The following is a 12998-nucleotide window of genomic DNA, read 5'->3' on the forward strand; positions in this document are numbered from 1 at the left end:
AATAGGACGCACGGCGCTCAAATGTAAATCCTATAAAAATTATGGGATATAATTTGAGGCAAACAGGAATTAAAATCCTCAAAATGCCTTTTCTGAGAAAAAGCGATGCTCCGCGCGATTTGCGCACGCAAGCCCGTTTCTTATAAAATTTCGCCAGTCCGGGAATAATGGCGGCCATCTAAAAAAGGATGGCTCCGTGGCTCTTACGTCCCAACGACTTCTTGCTGATTTTCCTGCCTTCTTCCGTGTATCGGAAGAGGTGGTTGTTATTGTCGGCGGTGGCGAGGAAGCGCTCAACAAAGCAAGGCTTGTGGCCCAGACGTCCGCTCGTTTGCGCATAATTGCGCGAGAGCTTGAACCAGCCTTGGCGAGTTTCATCGAAAGCCACATTAAAAGCCATCGCGCGGAACATCTTTCTCAATCTTTCAGCGCTGATCTTCTTGAAGGTGCGAAGCTGGTTTTTGTTGCCACGGGTGATGAAGATCGGGATCGCGCGATTGCAGCATCGGCCAAGGCGCAGAAAATTCCAGTCAACGTTGTCGACCGCCCTGCGCTCTGTGATTTCCTGACACCTGCCATCGTGAACCGTGCGCCGATTGCAATTGCGATTGGCACAGAAGGTTCGGCCCCTGTGCTGGCGCAGATGGTGCGTGCGCGTATTGATGCGGCCTTCTCGCCACGCCTTGGTGAGCTCGCACATTATGCCGAAAGTTGGCGTCCGTTGGTCGAAAAGCTTTTGCCAAAAGGTTTGGCGCGCCGCAGTTTCTGGCGCGGGTTCTTCTCCGGCTCCGTTGCGCGTTCTGTTGAAAATGGCGACCGCGAGGAAGCTTATAGAGCAGCAAATGAATTAATCACAGAACCGCAGAATGCTACGGGTTATGTCTGGCTTGTTGGTGCCGGTCCGGGTGCCGAAGACCTGCTGACCTTGCGCGCACATCGCGTTCTGATGGAAGCTGACGTGATTGTGCATGACGCGCTGGTGCCGGAGGGCGTGATCGCCATGGGGCGGCGCGATGCAGAACGCGTTTCCGTGGGCAAGCGCAAGGGTTGCCATTCCAAGAGCCAGAACGAGATCAATGATCTGCTGGTCAGGCTTGGTCGTGAGGGCAAACGCGTGGTGCGCCTGAAAGCAGGCGACCCGCTGGTGTTTGGCCGTGCGGGCGAAGAAATGGCAGCATTGCGCGCGGCCGGTATCGGCTTTGAAATCGTGCCGGGCATTACGTCTGCTTTCGCTGCCGCAGCCGATATGGAACTGCCGCTCACCTTGCGTGGTGTGGCCTCCTCACTGGTGTTCACGACGGGCCACGACATGGCAGGCGATGTGCTGCCGGGATGGGCCAAGCTTGCAGTCTCGGGTGCGACAATCGCCGTCTATATGGGCTCAAGCGTTGCAGCCTCCGTTGCAAGCCGTCTGATCTCTGCGGGTCTCCACGAAGATACGGCCGTCGCGGTTATTGAGAATGCCAGCCGCAAGGACAAGCGGCTGTTTCATGGAACATTGAAAGATCTGCCGTCTCTGGAAGAGCGCAAAGAACTCTCCGGTCCGGTCATGGTCATCATCGGCGATGCTGTTGCAGGCGCCGCTATCGACAAAGCGCAGGCGCTGGCAGTCAAGCCAGTCGCGGTCGCTGCCTGAACCTGAGGAGTTTGGAAATGGTTGTAAAAGTTCTCACCGCAAACCGGCTCATCGATGGACAGGCTGTGTGGCTTGGTGCTGACGGATCATGGCAGGAAACCATTGATGGTGCCTTGGTTGCCCGTCATGTGGAAGCGGTCAGCGCTCTCGAAGACGCTGGTAAGGTCGCTGCCAAAGCCAATCTGGTTGTCGATGTGAATGTGATCGATGTCGAAGAGCGTGACGAAGGGCTCTATCCCATTCGCCTCCGCGAACGCATCCGACTCTCTGGTCCCACCATCATTACGCTTGGTCAACCGGCCCTGAAAAAAGCCTCCTGATCTGAATATCGGAAGTAAATATGTATCGTTATGATGAATTTGACCGCGACTTTGTTGCGGCCCGCGTTGCACAGTTCAAGGATCAGGTTGGACGTCGCCTTTCTGGCGAATTGACGGAAGACCAGTTCAAGCCTTTGCGGCTGATGAATGGTCTTTATCTGCAATTACATGCCTATATGCTGCGTGTTGCGATCCCTTACGGCACATTGTCGAGCCGCCAGCTGCGCAGGCTTGGCGCAATCGCGCGCGATTATGATCGGGGCTTTGCGCATTTCACGACGCGTCAGAACATCCAATACAACTGGCCGGCACTGAAAGATGTGCCGCAAATTCTGGAAGAGCTGGCCGAAGTCGAAATGCATGCAATCCAGACTTCGGGCAATTGCATTCGCAATGTGACGGCTGATCATTTTGCAGGTGCAGCTCATGATGAAGTAGCTGATCCGCGTCCCTTTGCAGAAATTCTGCGCCAGTGGTCGTCGCTGCATCCGGAGTTTTCCTATCTGCCACGCAAGTTCAAGATTGCGATTGTCGGTTCTGAACATGATCGTGCAGCCATTCAGGTGCACGACATTGGCTTGCAGCTTAAGAAGAACGAAGCAGGCGAACTGGGCCTTGCCGTCTATATCGGTGGCGGACAGGGGCGCACGCCGATGGTCGCCAAGAAAATCCGCGATTTTCTGCCTGTCGAAGACATGCTGACCTATGTGACAGCTATCGTTCGTGTCTATAATCTCTATGGACGTCGCGATAACAAATACAAGGCGCGCATCAAAATCCTCGTTCATGAAACGGGCGTAGAGCCGCTGGTGGAAGAGATTGATGCCGAGTGGGAACAGATCCGTTACGGTGATCTGAAACTGCCGCAGCGCGATATCGATGCAATCGAAAGCTATTTCCGGATGCCGGATCTGCCGCAGCGTCCTGAAGGCTGGGAAATTCTGGCGGTTACGCAGAAATCCGACGCTGATTTTGCGGCATGGACCAAGCGCAATGTTACGCCACACAAGAACCCGGATTATGCCGTTGTCACGATTTCGCTGAAACCTATTGGCGGTATTCCGGGCGATGCGAGTGCGGAGCAGATGGAACTGGTGGCGGATATTGCCGAAACCTATTCTTTCGATGAAATTCGCGTCAGCCATGAACAGAATCTGGTTCTGCCGCACGTGGCAAAAGCCGATCTTCCGGCGGTCTATGATCTCTTGCAATCGGACGGGCTGGTGACAGCCAATGCCGGTCTGATTACTGACATCATCGCATGCCCCGGCCTTGATTATTGCGCGCTGGCCAATGCGCGTTCGATCCCGGTTGCACAGCGCATTTCCGAGCGCTTCGGAGATCAGCAGCGCCAGCTTGAAATCGGTGATCTCAAGATCAAGATTTCCGGCTGCATCAATGCCTGCGGTCATCACCATGTCGGCCATATCGGTATTCTTGGCGTCGAGAAGAAGGGCGAAGAACTCTACCAGATCACGCTTGGTGGTTCGGCTGACGAGCATTCGTCGATTGGCGACATCACCGGACGCGGATTTTCATCCGAAGAAGTGGTCGATGCCATTGAAACCGTGGTCGATACCTATCTCGGTTTGCGCGCAAACAACGAAGAGACTTTCCTTGCTGCCTATCGTCGGGTTGGCATGGAGCCGTTTAAACGTGCGCTTTATGGAGAAGTGAGCCGTGCGGCCTGACGTTGATCCCAATTCAGATCTTAATGCAGACCAGAGGGCCGAGGCGCAAGCCCGTCTTTTGGAGGGAAGCCATGGGGCTTCCTCTCCGCAAGAGGTGATTGCGCTCAGCACACGCGAACTCTTTGATGGACGCATTGCAGTCGTTTCGTCCTTTGGCGCTGAATCGGCTGTGCTACTGCACATGATTTCCGAGATCGATCCGGCAACTCCGGTTCTGTTTCTCGATACGGGTAAGCATTTCCGTGCAACACTCGATTATCGGCATGATCTCGTAGACCGGTTGGGTCTGCTCAATGTGCAGGATATTCTGCCGCTTGAGGAAAACGTGAAAGCCGATGATCCGTTCGGCGCTTTGTCGATGACCGACAAGGATCGCTGCTGCTTCATTCGCAAGGTGGAGCCGATGGCGCGTGCTGTCGCACCTTATGATGCATGGATGACTGGCCGGAAGCAGTTTCAGGCCTCGACCCGCAATGCTTTGCCGGTTTTTGAATCAGTCGGCCCGCGTATTCGCATCAATCCGCTTGCACATATGAGCGCGGAAGATTTGCGTGCCTATGCGCGCGTGCACGATCTCCCCGTCCACCCGCTGACAGAGCAGGGGTATCGGTCAATCGGCTGCATGCCCTGCACACGACCGGTCAGCGATGACGAAGATCAGCGCGCAGGACGTTGGGCAGGATCGGAAAAGACCGAATGCGGCATCCATCTGACGGGCCTTGCTGATAGCCTGAATAATCTAGGAGCTTTGGACCAGAAATGAGTGAAACAATAGCTGAAACCCAACTCTGGTCTGAGCAAGGCTTTCGTGAAGACGACTATATTTTTGCGGATGATCTCGAAACCGCAGGCGATGCGCCTGCGATTATCATCCCTTTGGCCGTCTGGCTGGGGCTTGATGAGGAACGGCGCCGTTCTTCCAATCGCCGCATCGGTGTTTCGGTGACGCCGGGTGAGAAGATTGAGCCACTGCTCGACCATCTGGCAAGTTTGCCTGTCATCGCTTTGCAGTTTCCAGCCTTCAATGATGGACGCTCCTACTCCAAGGCAGAAGTTCTGCGTCGTGCGGGCTTTGAGGGCGAATTGCGTGCGACGGGCGATGTGCTGATTGATCAGGCAGCGCTCATGCTGCGCACGGGTTTCGACAGCTTGCAAGTGACCAACAAGGTTGCGCAATCGCGTCTTGGCGAGCAGCGTCTCGTCGATACACCGGGCTACTATCAGCCCGGCCGTGGTTCTGTGCAGCAAGAGGGTGGATTTGCCTGGCGTCGAGTTAAGGCTGGTTAAATCTTAGCAATCACCTTTTTGTGGTTTTTCTTGCCAGCTTGATGGGGTAGATACGCCCCATCAAGATTTGGAGACAAGAAGTGATCCGCCACATTGTTTTCTTCAGCGTCAAGCCCGACCAGGACATAGAAATCGTCCGCAAGGGTTTGGAGCAGTTGGGCACCATTCCACATTCCGACGTGTTTGAAGTTCTGCCGAATTCCAAGGTCGATCCGATGGGCAACGATATTGATCTCGTTGTCTATGCCGAGTTCAGGGACGAAGAAGCGCTTTTTGCCTTCAAGAAACACCCAACCTATGATGCGACTACACAGCATGTTCGCCCCATGCGTGAGCTGCGTTTCTCTGCGGATGTTGTAACTGACAAGGGCTGATGCGCATTATCCGACGCAAAACCGCTTCGCACTTTTGCTGGAAATGCTCTAACCCGGCTCTGACGGAAGGTGATAGGCATATGTTTATCGTGTTTGCAGGTTTGCCGGGCGTTGGGAAAAGTACGATTGCGCATAGATTGGCGGGCATTTTGCCCGCTTTTTATTTGCGCATTGATACGATCGAAAAAGCCATCGTTGCTTCCGATATGCTTTCACAGCCGGGAGCTGCAGGTTATTTGACCGCTTACAGTATTGCAGCGGATAATCTGGCGATTGGGCACACGGTCATTGCAGATTCTGTGAACCCTCTCAAAATTACACGTGATACCTACAGGTCTGTGGCGATTTCCGCGAAAGTGCCGCTGACTGAAGTAGAAATCATCTGTTCTGACGTCGTGGAGCATAGAAGACGCGTTGAGTCGCGTCGGGAGAAGTCTCAGGACCCCTCTCAGCCGACATGGAACGCTGTTCTATCTCGGGAATATGCCCCCTGGGATAGACCACGTCTTGTGATCGATACAGCGTTGGTCTCAACGAATGATGCCGTCGGATTGATCGTAGATCAGCTGCGTCATTCGGGTTGGCGGGATTTGCGTAATTAGTCTTCGGGTGTCCGTCGTGCCTGCAACGGCAAGCCACCGAACAAATCCGGCTCGAGCGATGTTCTGGCGCGTTCAATATTGAGCAGACGCAGCTTGGTCGCCGTGCCGCCCGCAGCCGAAAAACCGCCGACCTTGCCGTTGGAGCCTAAAACCCGATGGCAGGGCACTATAATCGGAAAAGGGTTTTTGCCGAGCGCATAGCCCACCGCCTGTGAAAGACTGACATCGCCCAGCCTGCGCGCGATTGCGCCATAGGTGATAGTCTCGCCAGCTTTGAGCTCGAGGAGGACTTCATAGACCTTGCGGTTGAGATCGGGCACCGAATCAAGCGCGAGTGGTGTCACGGAGAAATCCGGATCGCCGCCCTCAAGAAGTATGCGAACTTTGTCGATAGCTTCTGTGACGAAAACGGGTGGGGATGATACCTCTATTTCAGAGAAGCGGCTTTTCAGCCTGTAACGGGTCTCATTTTCATCTGCGTCACCAATTTCCACGCCGACGATTTTGTCTGCATGCCAGGCGATGCCGCAAGGGCCTATCGGTGTTTCAAAGATGTTAAGACCAGACGATTCCATGGCTGTAATCATAACATGAGTTGGGGTTTTTGCGAAAATGCCTACGTGAAAGTCGTGACAATTGCAGCGGATCGTGCTGCGAAATGGTTGAAGAACGAAGCAAATAGTGATTGTGTGAGAATAACCTGGCAATGACATGGGAAATGACCATGTCTTTAAATGGCCAAATGAATGAGCGATATCTTCTGGCGCGCGTTTGGCGTGATCGGGACAAGGAATTTTAGATGGACGATTACGAACGCTATGCCACAGGGCTGATGATCGTGTTTGGTGCGCTGATCGTCGGCGCACTGATGGCGGCCAATCTTTACCATGGCGACAAGCCCGGTTTTCTTTTCGCGCTGGGTGCGGCGGTGGTGGCTTGGTTCTCTGCCTTTGCCGTGCTTTTCGATAAACCTCGTATTTACGGCGTTATGATCGCCATTGCGATCGGATTGGTCGCAGCCTCTATCGGCGCTTTCGTAACCTGATCTTTGAGATATTCACTATGGAAAAGCCCCGGTTCGTCCGGGGCTTTTTTGTTTAGAGCGCCGATCTGATTGGATCAGATCGGCGCTCTAAATATTTGTTTTAACGCGCATCTTTGTCCGAAAACCGTTTCACACTTTTCGGGATACGCTCTAAATATAAGGCGAATAGCACTGACGCCGTGGTCCATAATTGGGCTGAAACGTATTGTCATAGGCGCGGTAAGAGCGATAGCGGTTGTAACACCAGCGCACATGCGCATTGCCACCACGATACATCGGGGCTGGGCGATAGCGCGGTGGATGGCGATAGATCGGTGGCGGTCCCCAATCGCGATAGTATGGCCGATAATGAGGGCGATAATACCTGTAGCCATCCCGATAGCGTGGCGGATGGTGGCGCCAATGGCGTCTATCGCCGCGATAGTCGTAATACTGCACATTTTCGACCGGAGCCTGTGCGCCGGGTGCTGTTGCAGGTGCGATGAGCGTTGTCGGCTGTGCCGCATTGGCGCTTGCTGTTATAGCGGGTACGCCTATGCCGAATGACAGACAGGCTGCGAAGAAGGAAGATGCAAATCTCTTCATCGGTTTCTCCCTAATATAGTGGCTTTGTTATCAACGTCCCTGAGACCTATCTTACTCCCGCAATGTGGCGGGTAGGCGGCTGGGAAAACTCACTTTTTCTTCTCAACGGCAACAGTTTGGTGAGGACGGGAACGGTGATTCAAAATACATCAATCGAATTGACATAAAGATATGTTTATGTCATTAAATGAGCCCTATGTGCTGTGGGTTCATACAGAACCATCAAACGCGCGCTCTATGAAGTAATCTACACATCGCGTTTACTGAAAATCCTTTGCGGATTTCGGGCGGTGTTGTAGCGATGAAGCGTATCTGAATACAGGTGGTAATCCCCTATGACGTCTTCCCTCGATAATCTTTTTGGTTCAACGGCGGCAAAGCCGGACGGTTCGGAAGTGCTTGCAGCACTGACCAAAGCCGCAAGCGAGCGCATTCTGATTCTCGACGGTGCCATGGGTACGCAGATTCAGGGACTTGGCTTTCACGAAGAGCATTTTCGCGGCGAGCGTTTTGGTGCCTGCCATTGCCAGTTGCAGGGCAACAACGATCTTCTGACACTCACCCAGCCAAAGGCGATTGAAGAAATTCACTATGCCTATGCAATGGCTGGCGCTGATATTCTCGAAACCAATACATTCTCCTCAACGACCATCGCCCAGGCTGATTACGGCATGGAAGATGCTGTCTATGAGCTGAATCGTGATGGCGCACGTCTGGCGCGTCGCGCGGCAATCCGTGCGCAGCAGAAAGACGGCCGCCGCCGCTTTGTTGCGGGTGCGTTGGGGCCGACAAACCGTACCGCGTCGCTGTCTCCGGATGTTAACAATCCGGGCTATCGTGCGGTGACATTCGATGATCTGCGCATTGCTTATGCTGACCAGATCCGCGGGCTGATCGATGGTGGCTCCGACATTATTCTCATTGAGACGATCTTCGATACGCTGAACGCCAAGGCCGCTGTCTTTGCCGCCGAAGAAGTGTTCATTGAGAAGGGCGTGCATCTGCCGGTGATGATTTCCGGCACGATCACCGATCTTTCGGGCCGCACGCTTTCCGGCCAGACGCCGACGGCGTTCTGGTATTCGTTGCGCCATGCCAAGCCTTTCACCATCGGGCTTAATTGCGCGCTCGGTGCCAATGCGATGCGCGAACATCTCGCGGAAATTGCCGGTATTGCCGATACATTTGTCTGCGCCTATCCGAATGCTGGTCTGCCAAATGAATTCGGCCAATATGACGAAAGCCCGGAAGCCATGGCGGCGCAGATCGAAGATTTTGCGCGTGAAGGCCTCGTCAACGTGGTAGGCGGCTGTTGTGGTTCGACGCCGGACCATATCCGCGCCATTGCGCAAGCGGTGGCCAAGCATCCGCCGCGCAAACCCGTCAAGGTGCCACCGCTGATGCGCCTCTCGGGCCTTGAGCCTTTCACGCTGACCAAGGATATTCCTTTCGTCAATGTCGGCGAGCGCACGAATGTTACCGGTTCAGCTCGTTTTCGCAAGCTGATCAAGGCTGGCGATTATTCGACAGCGCTCGATGTGGCGCGCGATCAGGTCGAAAACGGCGCGCAGATCATCGACATCAACATGGATGAAGGTCTGATCGACAGCCAGAAGATCATGGTTGAATACCTCAACTTGATTGCGGCAGAGCCGGATATCGCGCGCGTTCCGGTAATGATCGACAGCTCCAAGTGGGAAGTGATCGAAGCTGGCTTGAAATGCGTTCAGGGCAAGCCGATCGTCAATTCGATCTCGCTCAAGGAAGGCGAAGAAGCCTTCCTGCACCATGCGCGTCTGGTGCGTGCCTATGGTGCTGCAGTTGTCATTATGGCATTTGACGAAACCGGACAGGCGGACACTGAACAGCGCAAGGTCGAGATTTGTACCCGCGCTTACAAGATCCTGACCGAGCAGGTTGGTTTCCCGCCGGAAGACATCATCTTCGATCCGAACGTCTTTGCGGTCGCAACCGGCATTGACGAGCATAATAATTACGGCGTCGACTTCATCGAAGCCACGCGCAAGATCACCGAAACGCTGCCGCACGTCCATATTTCGGGTGGTGTATCAAATCTGTCCTTCTCGTTCCGCGGTAACGAGCCGGTGCGCGAAGCGATGCATGCTGTCTTCCTTTATCATGCCATTCAGGTCGGCATGGATATGGGTATCGTCAATGCTGGGCAGTTGGCGGTCTACGATACGATTGACGCAGAACTGCGTGAAGCTTGCGAAGATGTGGTGCTGAACCGTCGTGATGACGCGACGGAACGACTGCTCGAAATCGCGGAGCGTTTCCGCGACAGCGGCACAAAAGAAGCCAAGACGCAGGATCTGAGCTGGCGTGAATGGTCGGTCGAAAAGCGGCTTTCCCATGCGCTGGTCAATGGCATTACCGAATATATTGAAGCCGATACCGAAGAAGCGCGTCAGGCGGCTGCACGTCCGCTGCATGTCATCGAAGGTCCGCTGATGGCTGGTATGAATGTGGTTGGCGATCTGTTCGGCTCGGGCAAGATGTTCTTGCCGCAGGTGGTCAAGTCCGCCCGCGTCATGAAGCAGGCCGTGGCTGTACTTCTGCCTTACATGGAAGAAGAAAAGCGCCTGAATGGTGGCGAAGGCCGCCAGAGCGCTGGTAAGGTGCTGATGGCCACTGTGAAAGGCGACGTGCACGACATTGGCAAGAACATTGTCGGCGTGGTCCTCGCCTGCAACAATTACGAGATCATCGATCTTGGCGTGATGGTGCCGACGCAGAAAATTCTCGATACGGCGCGCGCTGAAAATGTCGATGTCATCGGGCTGTCTGGTCTGATCACCCCATCGCTCGACGAGATGGTGCATGTGGCTGCTGAAATGGAACGCGAAGGCTTCAATGTGCCGCTGCTGATCGGTGGTGCGACGACCAGCCGTGTGCATACTGCGGTGAAAATCCATCCGCGTTATGAGCAGGGACAGGCGGTCTACGTGATTGATGCCAGCCGTGCGGTGGGTGTTGTTTCCAATCTGCTATCGCCTGAAAACAAGGCGGGTTACGTTGAGGGCATCCGTGAGGAATATGCCAAGGTTGCGGCAGCGCATGCGCGCAATGAGGCAGAAAAGAAGCGTCTGCCACTAGCTCGTGCGCGCGAAAACGCCCACAAGCTCGACTGGGACGCCTACACACCGCCAAAGCCGACATTCCTTGGCACCAAAACATTTGAGAACTACGATCTCGCAGAGATTGCTCGTTATATCGACTGGACACCTTTCTTCCAGACATGGGAGCTGAAAGGCCGTTATCCGGCTATTCTCGAAGATGAGAAGCAGGGCGAAGCAGCGCGTCAGCTCTGGGCGGATGCACAGGCCATGCTCGCAAAGATCATTGATGAGAGGTGGTTTGCGCCGCGTGGCATAATCGGTTTCTGGCCTGCCAATACGGTGGGCGACGATATTCGTCTCTTTACCGATGAAAGCCGCAAGGAAGAACTCGCAACCTTCTTCACGCTGCGTCAGCAATTGTCAAAACGTGATGGTCGTCCGAATGTCGCTATGTCCGATTTTGTTGCACCCGCCGATAGTGGCAAGCAGGACTATGTCGGTGGCTTCGTCGTCACGGCGGGTATCGAGGAAGTGGCAATTGCCGAACGCTTCGAGCGGGCCAATGACGATTACTCGTCCATTCTCGTGAAGGCACTGGCCGACCGTTTTGCCGAAGCCTTTGCCGAACTGATGCATCAGCGCGTGCGCAATGAGTTCTGGGGCTATGCGCCGGGCGAGGAGCTTACGAATGATGATCTGATCCACGAGCGTTATGCGGGTATCCGTCCGGCACCGGGTTATCCGGCGCAGCCTGACCACACCGAAAAGAAGACCTTGTTCGAACTGCTGGATGCCACAGCGCAAACCGGCGTCGAACTGACGGAAAGCTATTCCATGTGGCCGGGTTCGTCCGTGTCGGGCCTCTATATCGGCCATCCGGAAAGCTATTATTTCGGTGTCGCCAAGGTCGAGCGTGATCAGGTCGAAGATTACGCGAACCGCAAGGGCATGAGCGTTGAGGAGGTCGAGCGCTGGCTGGGACCGATTCTAAACTATATACCGGGGCAGACGCCAGAGCCGGTTGAAGCTGCTGCTTGAGTAATTTATAAAATAATGATGATAAAAGCCCCGCGATGCGGGGCTTCTATACTTAATTCACTAAATTTAAATTTATGTAGAATAAATATTAGTTTTCTGAAATCTCCATAAGAAATTGAAATCATTCTGTATAGATGACCCAAGAATCATGTGTTATGTAATACAGGTGGCTTACGGTTTTGTAGTCGATGATTTGAATTCGCGGATTCCGGCGCCATAGAATCCCTTCAGTTTATATGTGTTTGTCTGGCAGAGTTTTAGCGCGTCCCGAAAAGTGTGAAACGGTTTTCGGAAAAGATGCGCATCAAAACAAAATGTCAGAGTGCGATCTGATTCAATCGGATCGAAATGCGCTCTGATGCCGGAGTGTGCCTGCTTGCAGCGTTTTCAGAGTAAATATTGCTTCATAAGGAAAATGTTGGGATTTATGCGATGAAATGGGAAGATTTATACGAAAAGATACAATCATCCGACGATGCAGAGCACTTATTTGAACACGTTAGGTCTTACGCTGAAGCGCTCGGCTTTCAATATGCTTCATATGCCATGTGTGTGCCGTCTCTAAACAGTTTTGCTCGCTGGGTGCGTTATGAATCCTTGCCTGATGGGTGGCAGAAGCACTATGCCGCCAAGAAATATGCGGATATCGATCCGATTATCAGGCGGGGCATAAACAGCATCGAGCCTTTGGTTTGGTCGGCCCGACAATTTGCGGAGGCCCCACAAATATGGGCAGATGCACAAGAGTTTGGTTTGAAGGCTGGTATCTCCCAGCCGTGCTGGGCGGCTCAGGGTGTTTTTGGAATTCTTACATTCTTGCGCGAAAAGCCAGCGCTGTCAGAGGGGGAAATCTCGATGCTGCGTCGGCAGATGCAGATTGTAGCTAACCTTCTACATCTCGCCATGTATGAACATGTCGATGTTCCAAGCATCAATTGTGTGGCGGAGGTTAATCTGACGGCGCGCGAACGGGAGATTTTGCGGTGGACGAGTGAAGGAAAGACCGCCGAAATTATCGGAAAAATCCTCAACATCTCGACCCGAACCGTCAATTTCCATATCAGCAATGTTCTCATCAAACTTGTTGCTGTGAACAAGGTGCAGGCTGTCGCTAAGGCGCGCACTTTTGGTCTTCTGTAACAGTGCTTAATCCTTCGGCGGTCTGGCTCGAAGGACAATTTACCCCTTCAAAATTATCTTAATACCACAAATTTAGTAGTATTTTCCGCGGTTTGGCCGAAAATTGCCCCTTTCGATCTGACGCAAGTTTGTTCCTGCTTCGGGCTTAAAACAGGCACGTTTTCGCTTAACCCTCTCGCAATACGCGATAGCATACTTTT

12 protein-coding genes are annotated in these 12998 nt (G+C 53.5%); 10 read left to right on the forward strand and 2 right to left on the reverse strand.

The window, feature by feature from the left end; all coding sequences use genetic code 11:
* The first annotated feature begins 196 nt into the window (after window positions 1–196).
* From cysG to CEV33_RS15690, 7 genes are all read left to right on the forward strand, one after another.
* Window positions 197–1636, forward strand: a complete 1440-nt coding sequence (cysG, locus tag CEV33_RS15660; protein WP_094541336.1) for a siroheme synthase CysG — start codon at window positions 197–199, stop codon at window positions 1634–1636.
* Window positions 1637–1653: 17 nt separating this feature from the next.
* Window positions 1654–1956: a DUF2849 domain-containing protein gene (locus CEV33_RS15665; RefSeq protein WP_094541337.1), complete on the forward strand. Its 303-nt coding sequence runs from the start codon at window positions 1654–1656 to the stop codon at window positions 1954–1956.
* A gap of 20 nt (window positions 1957–1976) precedes the next feature.
* The gene (locus tag CEV33_RS15670; RefSeq protein ID WP_094541338.1) at window positions 1977–3647 is read left to right on the forward strand and encodes a nitrite/sulfite reductase; all 1671 of its coding nucleotides are present in this window, start codon (window positions 1977–1979) and stop codon (window positions 3645–3647) included.
* Complete coding sequence (locus CEV33_RS15675; protein WP_094541339.1) at window positions 3637–4410, forward strand: phosphoadenylyl-sulfate reductase; 774 nt, start codon at window positions 3637–3639, stop codon at window positions 4408–4410. Before CEV33_RS15670 ends, CEV33_RS15675 begins: the two co-directional genes overlap by 11 nt.
* Entirely contained in the window at window positions 4407–4934 is a 528-nt protein-coding gene (locus tag CEV33_RS15680; RefSeq protein ID WP_094541340.1) for a DUF934 domain-containing protein, read from the forward strand. The genes CEV33_RS15675 and CEV33_RS15680 overlap by 4 nt, the downstream gene beginning before the upstream one ends.
* 80 nt (window positions 4935–5014) lie before the next feature.
* Window positions 5015–5308, forward strand: coding sequence for a Dabb family protein (locus CEV33_RS15685; RefSeq protein WP_094541341.1), 294 nt, complete (start codon window positions 5015–5017; stop codon window positions 5306–5308).
* An 80-nt stretch (window positions 5309–5388) separates the two neighbouring features.
* Window positions 5389–5910, forward strand: a complete 522-nt coding sequence (locus tag CEV33_RS15690; RefSeq protein WP_094541342.1) for an AAA family ATPase — start codon at window positions 5389–5391, stop codon at window positions 5908–5910.
* Here CEV33_RS15690 and CEV33_RS15695 read toward each other — a convergent pair.
* Window positions 5907–6485: a methylated-DNA--[protein]-cysteine S-methyltransferase gene (locus CEV33_RS15695; protein WP_094541748.1), complete on the reverse strand. Its 579-nt coding sequence runs from the start codon at window positions 6483–6485 to the stop codon at window positions 5907–5909. The two genes, CEV33_RS15690 and CEV33_RS15695, sit on opposite strands and share 4 nt — an antisense overlap.
* Before the next feature lie 224 nt (window positions 6486–6709).
* On the opposite strand from CEV33_RS15695, the gene CEV33_RS15700 reads away from it, so the two are divergent.
* Window positions 6710–6955, forward strand: a complete 246-nt coding sequence (locus CEV33_RS15700) for a hypothetical protein (protein ID WP_024898138.1) — start codon at window positions 6710–6712, stop codon at window positions 6953–6955.
* Window positions 6956–7105: 150 nt separating this feature from the next.
* Here CEV33_RS15700 and CEV33_RS15705 read toward each other — a convergent pair whose 3' ends face one another.
* Entirely contained in the window at window positions 7106–7540 is a 435-nt protein-coding gene (locus CEV33_RS15705; RefSeq protein WP_094541343.1) for a BA14K family protein, read from the reverse strand.
* A gap of 335 nt (window positions 7541–7875) precedes the next feature.
* Here CEV33_RS15705 and metH point away from each other — a divergent pair, with 335 nt between their 5' ends.
* Entirely contained in the window at window positions 7876–11658 is a 3783-nt protein-coding gene (metH, locus tag CEV33_RS15710) for a methionine synthase (protein WP_094541344.1), read from the forward strand.
* 432 nt (window positions 11659–12090) lie between these two features.
* Window positions 12091–12798: a LuxR family transcriptional regulator gene (locus tag CEV33_RS15715; protein WP_094541345.1), complete on the forward strand. Its 708-nt coding sequence runs from the start codon at window positions 12091–12093 to the stop codon at window positions 12796–12798.
* Window positions 12799–12998 lie beyond the last annotated feature (200 nt).

The organism is Brucella grignonensis (genome assembly GCF_002252505.1).
Classification (GTDB): Bacteria; Pseudomonadota; Alphaproteobacteria; order Rhizobiales; family Rhizobiaceae; genus Brucella; species Brucella grignonensis.